This window comes from Bacteroides sp. BFG-637, from assembly GCF_024793605.1.
In the GTDB taxonomy this organism is placed as follows: domain Bacteria; phylum Bacteroidota; class Bacteroidia; order Bacteroidales; family Bacteroidaceae; genus Bacteroides; species Bacteroides vicugnae.
Window position 1 is genome coordinate 6223487 of the sequence record NZ_JANUPD010000002.1, and the last position, 17537, is coordinate 6241023.

Annotated in this window: 11 protein-coding genes and 1 pseudogene; 6 read left to right on the forward strand and 6 right to left on the reverse strand. The window is 45.3% G+C overall.

The genetic code is table 11. The annotated features are described in order from the left end of the window. The first annotated feature begins 1 nt into the window (after position 1). The 5 genes from NXX38_RS24445 to NXX38_RS24465 all read left to right on the forward strand — a co-directional run bounded on the left by NXX38_RS24445 (position 2) and on the right by NXX38_RS24465 (position 9623). A complete protein-coding gene (locus NXX38_RS24445; protein WP_258981479.1) occupies positions 2-1708 on the forward strand; it encodes an acyl-CoA dehydrogenase family protein in 1707 nt (568 codons plus the stop codon). Between the two features lie 153 nt (positions 1709-1861). Beyond that, positions 1862-3616, forward strand: coding sequence for a rhomboid family intramembrane serine protease (locus tag NXX38_RS24450; RefSeq protein ID WP_074556926.1), 1755 nt, complete (start codon positions 1862-1864; stop codon positions 3614-3616). A 7-nt stretch (positions 3617-3623) separates the two neighbouring features. After that, complete coding sequence (locus tag NXX38_RS24455) at positions 3624-4043, forward strand: hypothetical protein (RefSeq protein WP_074556967.1); 420 nt, start codon at positions 3624-3626, stop codon at positions 4041-4043. Between the two features lie 38 nt (positions 4044-4081). Further along, positions 4082-9142 carry a DUF4132 domain-containing protein gene (locus NXX38_RS24460; RefSeq protein WP_258981480.1) on the forward strand — a complete coding sequence of 1687 codons (5061 nt, stop codon included), beginning with the start codon at positions 4082-4084 and terminating at the stop codon, positions 9140-9142. A gap of 7 nt (positions 9143-9149) precedes the next feature. Continuing rightward, on the forward strand, positions 9150-9623 hold the full coding sequence (locus NXX38_RS24465; protein WP_195650273.1) for a GAF domain-containing protein: 474 nt from the start codon (positions 9150-9152) through the stop codon (positions 9621-9623). Between the two features lie 109 nt (positions 9624-9732). Here the strand turns inward: NXX38_RS24465 and NXX38_RS24470 are convergent, their stop codons facing one another. The 6 genes and pseudogenes from NXX38_RS24470 to NXX38_RS24495 form a co-directional block, all read right to left on the reverse strand. Next, positions 9733-10047 carry a chaperone modulator CbpM gene (locus NXX38_RS24470; protein WP_258981481.1) on the reverse strand — a complete coding sequence of 105 codons (315 nt, stop codon included), beginning with the start codon at positions 10045-10047 and terminating at the stop codon, positions 9733-9735. Between the two features lie 14 nt (positions 10048-10061). Then, a pseudogene (locus NXX38_RS24475) lies at positions 10062-11028 on the reverse strand (DnaJ C-terminal domain-containing protein). Positions 11029-11141: 113 nt separating this feature from the next. Further along, the gene (locus NXX38_RS24480; RefSeq protein ID WP_258981483.1) at positions 11142-12845 is read right to left on the reverse strand and encodes a phosphoethanolamine transferase; all 1704 of its coding nucleotides are present in this window, start codon (positions 12843-12845) and stop codon (positions 11142-11144) included. Next, positions 12832-14031 (reverse strand): outer membrane protein assembly factor, encoded by a 1200-nt coding sequence (locus tag NXX38_RS24485; RefSeq protein ID WP_258981485.1) that lies wholly within the window; start codon positions 14029-14031, stop codon positions 12832-12834. The genes NXX38_RS24480 and NXX38_RS24485 overlap by 14 nt, the downstream gene beginning before the upstream one ends. Positions 14032-14120: 89 nt before the next feature. Further along, complete coding sequence (locus tag NXX38_RS24490) at positions 14121-15134, reverse strand: low specificity L-threonine aldolase (protein WP_148364624.1); 1014 nt, start codon at positions 15132-15134, stop codon at positions 14121-14123. A 171-nt stretch (positions 15135-15305) separates the two neighbouring features. Further along, complete coding sequence (locus NXX38_RS24495; RefSeq protein WP_004301053.1) at positions 15306-15524, reverse strand: winged helix-turn-helix domain-containing protein; 219 nt, start codon at positions 15522-15524, stop codon at positions 15306-15308. Positions 15525-15761: 237 nt separating this feature from the next. Here NXX38_RS24495 and NXX38_RS24500 point away from each other — a divergent pair, with 237 nt between their 5' ends. Beyond that, a complete protein-coding gene (locus tag NXX38_RS24500; protein ID WP_217723079.1) occupies positions 15762-17501 on the forward strand; it encodes a thiamine pyrophosphate-dependent enzyme in 1740 nt (579 codons plus the stop codon). Positions 17502-17537 lie beyond the last annotated feature (36 nt).

Genomic DNA, 17537 nt, shown 5'->3' on the forward strand with positions numbered 1-17537 from the left:
GATGGCTAATTATTATACAGACATACCGGAACTCAAGTATCACTTGAACAATCCGATGATGAAACGTATTTGCGAACTCAAAGAACGCAATTACAGAGATAAAGATGAATTCGACTATGCTCCGCTGGACTTCGAAGATGCTGTAGACTCTTACGACAAAGTATTGGAGATTACCGGAGAAATCACAGGAGAAATCATTGCCGCTAACGCAGAAGGTGTAGACGAAGAAGGTCCTCACTGTGCCAACGGTCGCGTAGAATATGCTTCCGGAACCAAACAGAATCTGGATGCTATGGTGAAAGCCGGACTAAACGGCATGACCATGCCACGCAAATTCGGTGGTTTGAATTTCCCGATCACTCCGTACACCATGTGCGCGGAAATCGTGGCTGCCGCCGACGCCGGTTTCGGAAATATCTGGTCTTTGCAGGACTGTATCGAAACGCTGTACGAATTCGGTAATGCAGACCAACACAGCCGCTTCATCCCTCGTGTATGCCAAGGCGAAACAATGTCCATGGACTTGACAGAACCGGATGCAGGTTCCGACCTTCAATCTGTTATGCTGAAAGCTACTTACAGCGAAAAAGACGGATGCTGGTTGCTGAACGGCGTGAAACGTTTCATTACAAACGGTGACGCTGATATCCACCTCGTACTGGCACGTTCGGAAGAAGGAACAAGAGACGGTCGTGGCTTGTCTATGTTCATCTATGACAAACGCCAAGGGGGTGTAAATGTGCGCCGTATCGAAAATAAACTCGGTATCCATGGTTCCCCTACTTGCGAATTGGTATACAAGAATGCAAAAGCTGAACTTTGCGGTGACCGCAAACTCGGTTTGATTAAATATGTAATGGCTTTGATGAACGGTGCCCGTCTGGGTATTGCCGCACAGTCCGTAGGATTGAGTCAGGCAGCTTACAATGAAGGATTGGCTTATGCCAAAGACCGTAAGCAGTTCGGCAAAGCGATCATCGAGTTCCCGGCAGTATATAACATGCTGGCTATCATGAAAGGTAAATTGGACGCCGGACGTGCTTTGCTGTATCAAACAGCCCGCTATGTAGACATCTACAAAGCTCTGGATGACATCGCCCGCGAACGCAAACTGACTCCGGAAGAACGTCAGGAACAGAAGAAATACGCCAAACTGGCAGACAGCTTTACTCCGCTGGCCAAGGGGATGAACTCTGAATATGCTAACCAAAACGCTTACGACTGCATCCAGATTCACGGTGGTTCAGGATTCATGATGGAATATGCTTGCCAACGCATCTATCGCGACGCGCGTATCACCAGCATCTACGAAGGAACTACCCAGTTGCAGACTGTAGCCGCTATCCGTTATGTGACCAATGGTTCTTATATCGCTACTATCCGCGAGTTTGAGGCCATTCCTTGTTCACCGGAAATGGAACCGCTGATGTCTCGCCTGAAGAAGATGGCTGACAAATTTGAAGCAAGCACCAACGCTGTAAAAGAAGCACAAGATCAGGAATTACTTGACTTCACTGCCCGCAAATTGATGGAAATGGCTGCTGACATTATCATGTGTCACCTGTTGATTCAAGATGCCAGCAAAGCTTCCGAACTGTTCTCCAAATCTGCACACGTATATTTGAACTATGCAGAAGCGGAAGTGGAAAAGCACGCAAACTTCATCGAAAACTTCGACAAAGAAGATTTGGCTTTCTACAAAAAGTAACAAATAATCGACTAAATCTCATAAAAGCATCCTTTCTTACGAAATGGATGCTTTTTTTATTTGTCATATTCTATTATTTTCCATTATTATTCTATACATTTGTCAGTGAGATAAGTTATTTTTTAATTGATGACTCTAGATAAAGATAGAAATATGGCACTCAAACCTTCATATAATGACAAACTACATCTGCCTGGTTTATCCAACACGGAAATCCTTATATTGGCTCTCGAAGCTTCTCAAAAACTTGAGTGGAATATCAGAGAAGTGACTCCGGAAGGAGTCCGGTTTGAAGTCCCGTTCAATATGTACTCTCACGGAGAGGTAATAACCTTTACTATAGAAAAGGAAAGTGACGGAGAAGTATCCGTTCGCAGCCAGTCTTCTTCCGTACAATTTGTTGATTATGGAAAGAACAGAAAAAATATACAGAAATTACGGGAGGCGATGGAAGAAATAAGGACTTCACTCACTCTGGAAGAGCTAAGCCGGAGAGCAGAAGATTTCGAAGAAGAGTTCAACCGACCGCTCACGGAAGAAGAAAAAGCTTATATAGAAGAAGAAAAGAAAAAAAACTCCTTCCTGTCTTTCTTCATTCCCCGCAAAGGATTCATAGCGACCCCCATCCTGATAGACATCAACATTCTTGTATTCATTGTGATGATTGCTTCCGGAGTGGGTATTATGTCCCCTTCCACTCTGTCACTACTGAAATGGGGAGCCGACTTCGGACCGCTAACTCTCACTGGTGACTGGTGGCGCACAGTGACTTGCAACTTCATACATATCGGAGCTTTCCATCTCCTGATGAACATGTATGCTTTCATGTATGTAGGACTTCTGTTGGAAGAACTGATAGGAGGACGCCGTATGTTCGTTTCATACCTGCTAACCGGATTATGTTCGGCTGCATTCAGCCTGTATATGCACGGTGAGACAATCAGCGCCGGAGCTTCCGGATCTATCTTCGGACTTTACGGTATATTCCTTGCGTTCCTCCTCTTTCATCGCATCGCCAAAGAACAACGAAAGGCATTGTTAACCAGCATCCTCATTTTTGTGGGGTATAATCTAGTTTACGGGATGAAAGCCGGCATTGATAATGCCGCCCATATTGGCGGGTTGTTAAGCGGGTTTGTTCTGGGAATTATATACGTGGTCGGCTACAAGTTCGAGAAACCCGATGCACAGCGGACTGTCTCCATCATCGGGGAGCTTGGTATATTCTGTATATTCCTGTTCAGCTTCATGATTCTGTGCAAAAACGTTCCTCCTCTTTACCCGGAGATACGTAATGAATGGGAAAGCGGTATTGTGGAAGCCTATCTGAATGGCGAACTGGAAGAAGAAAACGAGAACAGTAATCATTCCACTGTGAATGCTACGGACAATCTTTCCAGCAGGAAAGTTCCGGCATATACGCCTGTCGGCAATGACGATACGTGGCTGTCTTATTATGATGCAGCCACCAAATTCAGTTGCCAGTATCCTACCAACTGGACAAAAATAGCAGGAGCAAAAGGAATAATTGACGGTGCGGAACCTCCATTACTCATGCTGGTCAACGGAGGGAATCAATTAACGATTACCGCCCTCACCTACGACACGCAGAAGGAGTTTGAACACATGAAAGAGTTATCACTCACTCTCCCGAGAAATGCACAAGGGGAACCGTCAGAAGATTACCAACTAAGCAATGTCAACATCAACGGACTCCCTATGACAAAGATCACGAATCCCCTGCACATCGGGGCTCCTGATGAACCGGGAGAGGATGTAAAACAAATAGTGTTGCATTATTTTCAAGAGAGCAAGAAACGATCTTTTGCCATTGTCATGCTTGTCTATGACGAAGAAGCTGAAACCGATCTGAATGCCATTACATCAAGTATTCAGATCACCCAATAAAGAGAATATGAGAGTATATATCCAAGTCAAACAGTTAGGAAAACGAAAGTGCAGTATCGAAAAGATTCCTATCGATTTTCCTGTTCCGCCTGTCAATGTACAGGGGTTGATCGAAGCCATCGTCAGTTGGCAAGTCTGCGAATACAATGAACGCTTGCAACAGAGCGAAGTGCTGAAATACCTCACACAGGAAGAAGTGGAAAATAAAACAGCTTCCGGCAAAGTAGGGTTTGCTGTAAATTATAACGGCAAACCAGCTGTAGAAGTCGAAGCGATCACCAATGCCCTGCAATCCTACGAGGACGGGATTTTTCGTATCTTCATGGATGATGCGGAAGCCGGGGACTTATCCTCTCCCATCCAACTTAAAGAAGAATCGACCCTGACCTTCATCCGGCTCGCCATGCTGTCGGGAAGATTGTGGTAATCATTATCCTATAAAACACATTGAAAACGAAAAGAATCATGAGACTGATTTATAATGACGCATTAAATAAACGGATTGCTCCATACCTTGAAAGGTTAACAAAAAAGAGAACCAGTTTAGACAAAGAGACAATGACACTGTTGGATGTATTCATGCAATACTTCAACATGGATACCCGATATGGTGCATACAGCGATAAATTAGAGCCTTGCATCATCTATATTATCCAAGAAGAAAAGATTAAAAGCGTTGCCAATCTTTTCGACGGTAAGTTGAACAAGCTACTCCGCTATCTATTGGGAGACGAGTACGCCCACCTGTTCCACACCTATCTGGAGCTCAAAGCACGGTGTCCGTACACTCACGGATACTCGCGCCGGTCGCAACGGTCGGCAAATCCTCTTCTGCATATCGGCCACGTTATAGATGCATTGACCCAGTTTCTGAAACTGCGCGCCACCGGATTTACGGATCAAGCCGTACTGAACGGAGGAAACACTCCGGAAGAAATAGAAGCATACAAGGATTCGATGAACTGCCAGAACTGGATGGCCGCCCAAATAGCAGAAGGCAACCAGACTGTCATTAAGCATCTCAACAGCGTGCTAACCAGCGAAAATAACGCCAACCGCCTCAATCAGGGACATTTTCAGGCTATTGCAATGAGCGGATACCGCCCCTTACTGGAACTGGAAGGAAAGTTACTTCTGGCAGCCAAATTACAGGAAGGGCTCCGTCAAGCTATCGTGGAAACGATGGACGAAGGATGTCCCGAAAGCTATCTCCATCTTTTCTCGGTCATCTGCGACAACGGTCTGGAACGATTTGCTTCCGTGAAACGCGGTATTGCAGTCAGTACGGGGATTGGAGAACAAGACAGCAGCGAACGTATCACCAATAAATATGTAGAACTGATCCATCGTTTTCTGAACGATCGGAAACAGGCACACGCTGCTCTTCAAAGCAAAGATACAGTCGAACTCTATCTGGCTTTATGGAGCATCGGATTCTATAATACGGAAGAGATTCAGACGCTTGTGCCGGAAATTATCAAGAAAGGTGCTAAATATCAGGTACAGACGTTACTTTATTTCTTGCGCTGTACACAATATTCCGGCATGAACCACCGAATCAGCAAAAATGCCTTCGAAAGATGGCATAAGGAACCGTCGGTGGTAGCGGCTATCTTACCGTTGTATCTGTCCGGTCTCTATCTTAGCCGGTACGGAGGACACAAAGATGTCCCGTCACTCCACGACTATTTTGATAGCAAAGAAGAGGCGGTCCGCCATTATGAATATCTGAAGCAAGTCTATCAGTCCATCTCCGCCAAAGAGATTTATTCTCCTTATGTGTTCCCTTGGGAAAGCGCAGAGCTCACCCGTTCGGAAATCGTTCTCAAGATGGCATATATCACCTGGATGACCAATAACTCTGCATTGAAAGACGACCTTTGCAGCTATCTGCCCTCTCTGGATACTTATATGCGGGCAGGCTATATCGGTGTCGTATTAGCTCCACCGACCAGTCCGCTACAGGAAGAATATGTACTGCAATCATTGGGCGACCGTTCGCAAGATGTGCGTGAAGAAGCATATAAAGCATTGTCCGAGATGACCTTATCGCCCGAACAGAACCAGAAAGTAGAAGAGTTGCTGCGCTTCAAATATAGTGAAATGCGTATCCATGCCATCAATCTGCTGATGAAACAGCCCAAAGAACAGCTAGCCGGCAGCATCCGCCGCTTGCTAACAGACAAGGTTGCCGAACGCCGCCTGGCAGGTTTGGACATGATGAAGACCATACACAACGTAGAATTCCTGCAAGATATCTATCAGGAATTGATTCCGACAGTCAAAGAGATTCAGAAGCCGAACGCAAAAGAAAAAGTATTGATAGAATCTCTGATTGGCAATGGAACAGAAGAGAGCGTCACACAACATTATACCAAAGATAACGGTTTCGGTCTGTACGATCCGTCTCTTGAAGTCAATCTGCCGGAAATTACCCAGGACAAAGGATTCAACGTTAAAAAAGCATTCGAATTCATTTGCTTCGGAAGGGCCAAACTCGTTTTCAAGAAACTAAGCAAATACATCGAAACCTACAAGAATGAAGAATTCAAGAATGGGTACGGAGAAGCACGCCTGATAGGTAACAGTGTCCTGATAAACTGGAGCAACTACGGAGGATTGAGCGGACTCGGATTCCCGGAATTGTGGAAAGCCTTCTACGAAGAAGAAATAGGAAGCTATGACAAATTGCTGATGATGAGTTTCATGCTTGCATCGACAGGTGCTCCCAAAGACAAGGACGACTACGATGAAGAGGATGAAGAAGACATCAAGGCAGCCCAGAAGTCAAGTAATACTTTTGAGCCGCTTGTCAACCGTATGTATGCCGGCATCACTTACCGCGGATTGCAGAAAGACCTCCGCAAGATGCCGTACTATGAACAGATGAGTGATATCATCGAAGCACTGGCATACGAGTACAAAGATGAAGCCGTCTATCAACGACTGGCTGTCAATATGCTACTCCAACTGTTGCCTTTGCTGAATACCAAAAACATTTTCCGCCAGTACACCAGTAAGCATGCATGGCTCCAGGACAAACTGGAATACGGAGAAAAACAAGTCGTTTATCCAATACATAACAACAAATTCGTGAACTTCTGGCTCGAAATGCCTCAAAAGCCCATGAGTGATGATTTATTTATCCGTTACTTCACGGTGCGCTATCAGCTTTATAAGCTCACCAACTACATGGAGCATACCCCCGAACTGGAGGAAACGGACTCTTATCTTCATGCCACGGACTTTGCTCGTGCCTGGATGCTGGGAATCATCCCGACAGAGGAAGTATACCGTGAAATGATAGGACGCACCAGCTCTCCCAGCCAGATTAAAGCAATCACCATGGTATTGAACGACAATGTTCGTTTCAACAAGGAAAAAGAAAGATATGCCGATATCAAAAACATCGACTTCTCCCTCTTCCGTTCCCTCGCCCAAAAGGTGGTAGACCGGATTCTTGAAATCGAATTAAAACGCGGAGACTCCGAGACACAAGTCACCTCCCTTGCAGAAGAACTAAGCTACGTCTATGGAGCCGAAACATTTATCCGTATTCTGCAAGCATTCGGCAAAGATACTTTCATACGTGACAGTTACAACTGGGGCAGCACCAAACGGGGTGTATTGAGCAGCTTGCTTCATGCTTGCCATCCCCTGCCTACGGACACCAGCGAGAATCTGAAGAAACTGGCGAAGCAGGCCGAAATCAGCGACGAGCGACTGGTAGAAGCCGCCATGTTCGCCCCGCAATGGATTGAACTGACCGAAAAGGCAATAGGCTGGAAAGGACTGACAAGTGCAGCCTATTATTTCCACGCCCACACCAATGAAACGTGTGACGACAAGAAGAAAGCTATTATCGCCCGCTACACCCCCATCGACGTGGATGACCTGCAGGAAGGTGCTTTTGACATCGACTGGTTCAAAGATGCATTTAAGACAATTGGCAAGCAACGCTTCGAGGTGGTCTACAATGCCGCTAAATATATTTCATGCAGCAACAGCCATACCCGTGCCCGTAAGTTTGCCGATGCTACCAACGGTGCAGTGAAGGCGGCAGATATAAAGAAAGAAATAATAGCCAAGCGCAACAAAGACTTATTGATGAGCTACGGCCTCATCCCATTGGGACGGAAGCCGGATAAAGAACTGCTGGTTCGTTATCAATACCTGCAAAAATTCCTGAAAGAGAGCAAGGAATTCGGTGCTCAAAGGCAGGAAAGCGAAAAGAAAGCGGTAAACATCGCCCTGCAAAACCTGGCACGCAACTCCGGTTACGGAGACGTCACCCGCCTGACCTGGAGCATGGAAACCGAACTGATTAAAGAACTTCTTCCCTACCTGTCTCCCAAAAAGATAGACGGCGTAGAAGTGTATGTACAAATCAACGAGGAAGGCAAATCGGAGATTAAGCAAATCAAAGACGGCAAAGAACTCAACAGCATGCCTGCCAAACTGAAAAAGCATCCGTATATAGAAGAACTGAAAGCGGTGCACAAAAAGCTGAAAGACCAGTACACCCGTTCGCGCATCATGCTGGAACAGGCGATGGAAGACTGCACCCGTTTTGAAGAAAACGAATTGCGCAAGCTGATGCAGAATCCTGTCATCTGGCCATTATTGAAACATCTCGTCTTCATCTGCAACGGACAGACAGGCTTCTACACCGATGGATTGCTGGTTACAGTGAATGCCGTTTGCCTCCCGTTAAAACCGAAAGACGAGTTACGCATCGCACACCCCACAGACCTGTATACAAGCGGAGACTGGCATGCTTACCAAAAATTCCTGTTTGATAAATCAATCCGCCAACCTTTCAAACAGGTGTTCCGCGAACTTTACGTTCCGACTCCGGAAGAAGTAGAAGCCACTCAATCCCGCCGTTATGCCGGAAATCAGATTCAACCACAGAAAACGGTTGCCGTACTGAAAGGACGCCGTTGGGTAGCCGATTATGAGGATGGTCTCCAAAAGATATATTACAAAGAGAATATCATCGCCACCATCTATGCCATGGCAGACTGGTTCTCCCCTGCCGACATCGAAGCTCCGACATTGGAATATGTCTGCTTCCATAGCCGCAAAGACTACAAGTTGATGAAAATCTCGGAGATTCCTCCTGTCATCTTCTCCGAAGTAATGAGAGATGTAGATCTGGCAGTGAGCGTAGCCCATGCCGGAAGCGTTGACCCGGAAACCAGCCACTCTACCATCGAGATGCGCAGCGTACTGGTGGAACTGACGATACCGTTGTTCCATTTCAAGAACGTGACAATAAAAGGAAGTTTTGCTCACATCGAAGGCAAACTGGGTAAGTACAATATTCATCTGGGCAGCGGTGTGATCCATCAGGAAGGTGGTGCACAGATAGCCGTTCTTCCGGTACATTCACAGAATCGCGGACGCCTGTTCCTGCCTTTCGTAGATGAAGATCCGAAGACTGCCGAGATACTGACTAAGATTATCTTCTTTGCAGAAGACGATAAAATAAAAGATCCAAGCATCCTGAACCAAATCAAATAGTAAAGAGATGGCAGAAAATTTAATCATCCACACAGGAAGCAAGGAAGAAAAGTACCGGGAGTTACTTCCACAACTGCATTCTTTGGTAAGTACGGAAGCGGATCTCATTGCCAATCTTGCCAATATGGCAGCAGCCTTAAAGCAGACTTTCGGTTTCTTCTGGGTAGGCTTTTACCTTGTGAAAGGGGAAGAACTCGTACTGGGTCCGTTTCAAGGCCCCATTGCCTGCACTCGCATCCGCTTTGGCAGAGGAGTTTGCGGAACTGCCTGGAAAGAAGCCCGCACACTGATTGTTCCTGATGTAGAACAGTTTCCCGGACACATAGCCTGTAGTTCGGACTCGAAATCGGAAATAGTAGTACCGATCCTCAAGCAGGGCAAAGTTGTCGGGGTGCTGGATATCGACAGTGATACATTGGATAGCTTCGACACTATCGACGCACGCTATCTGGAAGAGATTTGTACGTATATTGTATTATAAAATAACGGTATAAACGTCCTGAAAAAATGGAGGCTTTGATTGAATGAATCAGAGCCTCCGTTTACTATAAATAGAACCTCTGTTCGAATCAAACAGAGGCTCTGTTTTTTTACCAGTCTATATCTTCTATTTCCCGTTCCCGATACAGCAAAAGTTGTTTGCGAAGCGAACTCATTTCGTGCCTCATATCTTCCATCCTTTCCAACAAATGATGAATGGCATCGATACCTTCCATATTGATGGATAAGTCGTAGTACATTCTGCTATAACGTTCCACGTTCGGGAGTTCCGACAAAAGCAGATAATGTTCGCCGCCTTCGGTATGCACGTTAATCAAACCGCCCTCTTCCAACATTTCGATGAATGAAGGCTCAATATGACATTTGTGACAGTATTCACTGACAATTATTAATTCGGTCTGCATAGTACTCATTCATTTTAGTTCATACTCTGTAATTGACGGAACAACTCTTTTTGTTTGTCGGTCAAGTTCGTAGGAATCTTGACAGAATAGGTCACAATCAAGTCACCGAATTGTCCTTCCTTCTTATAAACCGGAAATCCTTTACCTTTCAGACGGACTTTCGTACCGTTCTGCGTTTCCGGTTTTATCTTCAGTTTCACTTTACCGTCCAGCGTGTCGACTACTTTCTCGCCTCCCAATACGGCAGAGTAAAGGTCTACTTCCACATCTACGTACAGATCGTCGCCCAAGCGTTTGAACACCGGATCTTCAGCTATCACGAACGTAATGTACAAGTCGCCCGCAGGTCCTCCGTTGACACCCTCGGCTCCGTAGCCTTTCAGTTTAATAACCTGTCCGTCGGCTACACCGGCAGGGATAGTGATACGTACCTGTTTACCATTTACGGTCAATATCTGCTTATGCGTTTGAGCAGCATCACGAAGGGAAAGATGAAGTTCGGCATTAAAGTCCTGTCCGCGGAATCCCGCAGAGCCTTGTCCTCTTCCTCCCCGATGTCCGAACATGGATTCGAAGAAATCGGAAAATCCACTGGCATTGCCACCGGAGAATCCCTCTCCATCGGAACTATACCAATAGGTTCCGTTACCGTCGGAGAAACCCTGCCCCGCACCACCGAATCCGCCGAAACCTCCTGCACCGCCAAAGCCTCCGGCTTGTTGCTGTGCACGTTTCTGTGCTTCGAATTCATCGGCATGCTTCCAATGTTCTCCGTACTCGTCATACTTTTTACGTTTCTCCGGATCACTTAGTACCTCATTGGCTTCCATTGATTTCCTGAAACTTATCCTTTGCACTCGGGTCATTAGGATTCAAGTCAGGATGATATTTCCGGGCCAACTTACGAAAAGCCTTTTTGATATCATTCTGCGAAGCACTTTTGTCTACTCCAAGAATCTTGTAATAATCTATATAGGCCATGTTTTATGAATTTAATCGTTCATACATCATAAGGCAAATAACACGCCAATCCCGCTTTTGGATGCAAAAATTAAAATAAATAAGTATTAAGTATCAAGTATTAAGTATTATACCTAATACTTAATATCCTTCTTTTCCAGCATCTGGAAGTCTTGCTTCTTCATGCCCAAATCATCCAACGGACGGGGTTCATTGTGATCGTTCAGATAAACTCTCGGTTTTAGGACGTAGTGTGAAGCTGTTACAGCCTGCGAATCATCCCGGTAAGGGGTTTCTATTCCACCTAAAGACAGCATGGTCGGGAAGAAAGAACTGCTGGAGGAAATATTCTTATCCTTATTACCAATGGCGGTACTCCAGTGTTCGGGATAGCTTTCACGGTAGTTGCCAGACATCCAGATAAGGAACGGAACGTGAAGCTGATAATAAGAAGGTACAGGAGAAGCGTGAAGGAACAGATGACGGGAATCGTCGAAAATGTCCTCTCCATGATCGGAAGTGTAGAGCATGGCGGCATCTGTCTGCTGATTTTCCAGTATGCGGATAAGCCGTGACAAGAAACGGTCTGTATAACGGATAGAGTTATCGTAGGCATTTATCAGATTATCCCGGTATTTCCTTTCCGCATCAACCGGATAATCGGGTGTAAAGAAAGCATCTTCTGACGGATAACGTTCGCGATAGTTAAAGTGGGAACCGTAAGTGTGAAGTACGATGAATTGTTTCGTCGCACCTTTCGCCAGTTCCTCCTCCACCAATTTCAGAAGTTCGTCGTCAGAAGGATTGTAGGAAGAACTGACAGAATCTTCTTTTATAAAATCATATGTATCGGCTTCCATTCCGAAGAAGTCGATAAACGAATGGTTGTAACGTTGGTTGGAAAAGAAGGCTGTCCGGAAACCTGCCTCTTTGAAAGCAGTGATGATTCCTTTCTGATGGTAGATAGAGTCGTAGTTGCAGGCAGTAGCGTCCGACATCAGCATGGGGACACTTTTATGTGTCGTATTCGACTCTGTCAGTACTTTCGGGAAAGCAATCAGACCTGGTTGCCGGGATAAAAGCGGGTTTGTTTCACGTTCGTAACCATACAGTTGCCAGTTCAGGGCACGGGAGGTTTCTCCTACAACCATTACGTATACTTCCCGTTTTTCTTCCGGATGCGTAGGGCGGGCATGAAAAGTAAAGTCCTTGGATGTACGGTGATAATCCTGCGTCAAAGCGGTTCGCTGGAAGGCAAGACCTACGTTGTAGCATACATTCAGCGGGTATAAATCAGACTTCAACTCATATCCCGGGTCTTGCATATAGGCTCCGACAAGACTAAGGAGAGAGATTCCAAAGACTATGGAGGCTTTCTTCCGTTCTCTGCGGATAAATTCTGCCGTGAGTTTCCGCTTGCGTACAATTGAAATGGTTCCCAATATCAAAGCGGGCACGTAGAGTATGATTACGGCAATAATGGCAGGTGTGAGGTTATCAAGCAGTTCCAAGGCTTCACTCGAATTGGTGGTAACCAGATTCAGAAACATATCGACAGCGATAATGGACTGGCCGAACAAATAGAGCAGCACGATCTGAAAGGCTCCGAAGAACAGAAACAGGAATAAAATCCAAAGCATCTTGCCGCAATTCCTCGACAAAGTCATCAACAGGTAATAGCAACCGAAAGGTAACAACACATTGGCGACTTTTGCCATAAATGGTAAAGGTTCTGTAAAACAGAGTACCATATTAGGTACTATCAAGATAAACAGGAACAGATAAAACAGATGTTCCTGATTCTCCAACCAATTCTTTATATTCTTAAAAAGCTTCATTGATGTTAAAAATAAATCCGGTCTGGTGTTTGCCAAACCCTAAATCCAAACGTACATTTACTCTCTTCTTAAACTCCCAACGATAACCGAAACCATAATTAGGCAGAATATGTTTCGGGGTGAACTCGGAGAGTCGCGGAAAAATCGTTCCCGCTCCTGCCCATACTGCCACTCCATTCCGCTTCCAAACGTGTTGACGGAGTTCTATCTGTGCATCCATAGCACACTTGTCCCGATAGCGTCCTTCGTAATATCCACGCATCGAGTAGGAACTTCCCAGCGTTGCCATCAAGCCCCAGGGGGTATCTCCATAAGTAAGCAATGTGTGGAATTGCCCCGCCAATACTCCGCCCTTCCATACCGGTTGATAATAGCTGGTAGTGAGTTCTGTGCTGCTAAACGCATATTTATTGCCGAGAAAAGCCGGACTGAACCGTTGGTCTATCCGCAAGTAATAGCCATGATATGCATTTGTCAGGAAATCACGTGAATCGTAAAGGAGGGAAAGCCCCAGGCTGGTATTGGTAGTCCGTGCAGCCATTCCTTCCCATAGTTCCGGTTTATCAAAGTCACGCCCGTCGATATAATCAAATACGGCCATCGGTCCGATGTAGAAGTTCTTTGCCAGCCGGAACATAAAATCAACTTTCACCTGTGCTTGAAAACGTTTATAGTCGCTTTCATTATTAGAGTTGGCTCCATTGTCATATCCCCGTCCCCAATACAGGCTGGGGAAAGAATAGAAATACAGATTGTAATTCAACCGGTATTTATCTTGCGGGAACAGATGGTTTCCACGGACTCCCAACAAATAGAAGCCGACCGTCGACACATCTCCGTAAAGAGAAACATTGGAGGGAGGAAGAAGCGAATCGATCCGATCGGTGCGATATAATCCGGCTGCCACCAGTCCGAGTCCGAACTTGGTATCACTGGAATAGTGAGGACCGCCTATCACACTGAAATCAAACTTTTTATTCTTTTTTTCCTTATTGGCATCATTGAAGTAATCAAGAAACTTCTTAAAGAAGCTGCGCTTCGCCGGAACAGAATCTTCAATGATTACAGGTATAGAATCCTCCGGCAGTTCAATTTTAGTAGAATGCAGCTGCGCGCCCAATGGGGTTTGTGTCAATAACAAAATCGCGAATATGATTAGCCTGTTCTGTCTAGTATTCATAATCATAAGAAGTAGAAAACTTTGCGGACAAAGTTAGTTTCAAACTTCTTATTACAACAGAGTTTCAGGCGCTTTTGTTGTTCCGGATTTCCTTTTTAACGTTTTAAAAGTCTTATAAACTCGCCTACATCCTCCTCTGTGGTATCAAAAGAAGTTACCAGACGGATTTCATTCTTCTCTTCGTTCCAGAAATAAAAGAAATAAGACTCCAGCATCCGGTCGATAACCAGGCGGGGCATGGTGAGGAATAACTGGTTACTTTCGGCTTTTTGAGTGAAAGTTACTTCGGGCAGTTTCTTCAATTCAGCATAGAGTATAGCAGCCATTGCATTGGCATGACTGGCATTCTTCAGCCAGAGGTTATCTGTGAGATATGCTGTAAACTGGCAAGAGAGGTAACGCATCTTCGACGCTAATTGGGCGGATTGCTTACGGATGAAGCGGGCTTCCGATTGCAAGTCTTTATTAAATACAATCACGCACTCTCCCATCATCAGTCCGTTCTTCGTTCCGCCGAAACTAAGAATATCGACTCCGCAATCTACTGTCAGTTCTTTTAAGGTAAGATTCAAAGCAGCACAGGCGTTGGCTATTCTGGCTCCGTCCATGTGTACATACATGCCATTCAGATGGGCAAAGTCTGTCAGACGTTTCAATTCTTCGGGAGTATAAATGGTGCCAAGTTCGGTACATTGGGAGATGTAGAGGGCTCTGGGTTGTGAATGGTGCTGGTCGCCGAAACCATGTAGATAAGGTTGCATCAATTCCGGGGTAAGTTTACCGTCAGGAGTGGCGATCGGGCGAATCTGACAACCTGTCATTTTCACGGGAGAGCCGCATTCATCTACATAGATATGAGCCGTTTCCGCACAAAAGATGGAATGATACGGACGGGTCATCAACTGCAATGCTACCACGTTGCTACCTGTTCCGTTAAATACAAACAAGGGGACACAGTTGGGCGTAAAGGTATCCTTTATCTTCGCTACGGCTTCTTCTGTCCATTTATCATCGCCATATCCTAAAGAATGGTCTATATTGGCCCGGTTCAATGCTTCCATTACCAACGGATGCACACCGGAATTATTGTCGGAGGCAAAACTTCTCATTGTTTCTTACATTTTAATTCGTGATGCAAAGTAACAGAATTATTTCCGGAAATCCATTGAAAGGAAGATACATAAAGCAGAAAAAGGATAAAAAACGAGAATCTCCGAAGTGCTGATTATGCTGTCATTCCTCCGGAGATTCTTCTGTTCTCGTTAAAGTGTCAAACTCTTTTAGCCAATATAAACATTCACACAGAGATATACATAAAGTTCTTCATCGCACTGATCGAACTCTATTTTGCTCTCTCTTGACAACCAGCCCAAAGCGGCACCCAGCTCTTTATCTTTCAGCCCGGATTTTCTCTTCAAAAGTCCATAGCTCCACTTCTCATTATTACTAAGCAGTTGCCAAACCTTACCGGCATTCACACCGATTTCATTTCTGTTCATTTTTTCTAGAGTAATTAAGAGGTTTAATACATTAGGTTAAGATTTCGCCTATAAAGATAACAAAAGGATACTGCAATTGTTTATGCGTCTTTACTAAAAGGTTGTTACAGAATTAATTTTAACATAAAAGCGGTGATGTGTCCCGACACAAAGGTGTTATTAGTATATGTTAAATTAGAACTTTTCTTTGCAGCCATCTGTTATTACATAAAAATCAATCCTAAACCAATTACAGCTATGGCAAAAAAAATAGCAGAACAACTGATAGATACTCTGGTAAAATCCGGAGTTGAACGCATCTACGCCGTAACAGGCGACAGTCTGAATGAAGTAAACGAAGCAGTCAGAAAAAACGATCAAATAAAATGGATACATGTGCGCCACGAAGAAACAGGAGCATATGCCGCTGCTGCAGAAGCACAACTGACCGGTCGTCCGGGATGCTGTGCGGGAAGTAGCGGACCGGGGCATGTTCATCTGATTAACGGCTTGTATGACGCACACCGATCCGGTGCACCGGTAATCGCCATCGCCTCTACAATTCCTACCGGAGAGTTCGGTACGGAATATTTTCAGGAGACGAATACCATCAAACTTTTTAACGATTGCAGTTATTATAATGAAGTAGCCACTACTCCCAAGCAATTTCCACGTATGCTCCAGTCGGCCATACAAACGGCTGTCACCCGCAAAGGGGTGTCCGTTATCGGGCTTCCGGGTGACTTGGCAAAGGCTTCTGCCGTTGCTGTCGACTCGTCGGTTATCAACTATCCTGCCCCACCGGAAGTTTGTCCGTCGGAAGAAGATCTGGCTCAATTAGCCGAGTTGTTAAACAAACATACACGCATCACTCTTTTCTGCGGCATCGGTTGCCGGGGAGCTCACGAGGAAGTGATTGCGCTTTCCGAGAAGCTGAACGCTCCGGTTGTATATACTTTCAAAGGAAAGATGGAGGTGCAATATGAAAATCCGTATGAAGTGGGTATGACCGGATTGCTGGGAATGCCGTCGGGCTATTACAGTATGCATGAAGCCGAAGTGCTTCTCATGCTCGGCACTGACTTTCCATATTCCGCTTTCTTGCCGGATGACATCAAGATAGCACAGATTGACATAAAGCCCGAACGTCTGGGACGCCGTGCAAAGGTGGATATCGGACTTTGCGGTGATGTTAAACTTAGCATCCAAAGTTTATTGCGTATGCTGAATCCGAAGACGGATGATTCGTTCCTGTTGAAACAACTCAAAAGATATGAAGGAGTAAAGAAGGATCTGGCTGCTTACACGGAAGATAAAGGTGATGTAAATAAGATTCATCCCGAATATGTGATGTCCGAAATAGACAAACTAAGTTCGGATGATGCTGTGTTCACAGTAGATACGGGAATGACTTGTGTGTGGGGAGCGCGTTATCTGCAAGCAACAGGCAAACGCCACATGCTGGGTTCTTTCAATCACGGTTCTATGGCAAATGCTTTGCCGCAAGCCATCGGCGCCGCACTAGCTTATCCGGATCGTCAGGTAGTGGCACTTTGCGGAGACGGCGGACTGTCTATGACTCTAGGAGATTTGGAAACTGTTGTCCAATATAAGTTGCCGATCAAAATCATCGTATTCAACAACCGCTCACTAGGAATGGTGAAGTTGGAAATGGAAGTGGACGGACTGCCGGACTGGCAGACAAATATGCTGAATCCGGACTTTGCCCAAGTGGCTGAAGCAATGGGAATGGCAGGCTTTAATGTCAGCGATCCGGAAGAAGTATTGACTACCTTACTTAATGCATTCGAACTGGATGGTCCGGTACTTGTCAATATCATGACTGATCCGAATGCACTGGCCATGCCTCCGAAAATCGAATTCGGACAAATGGTGGGTTTTGCACAGTCAATGTACAAGTTGTTAATCAACGGTCGCTCACAAGAAGTTATTGATACTATCAATTCTAACTTTAAGCATATACGGGAGGTATTTTAAGTTATTCTCTTTTTTAGGATCTTCAATACCTCTCCC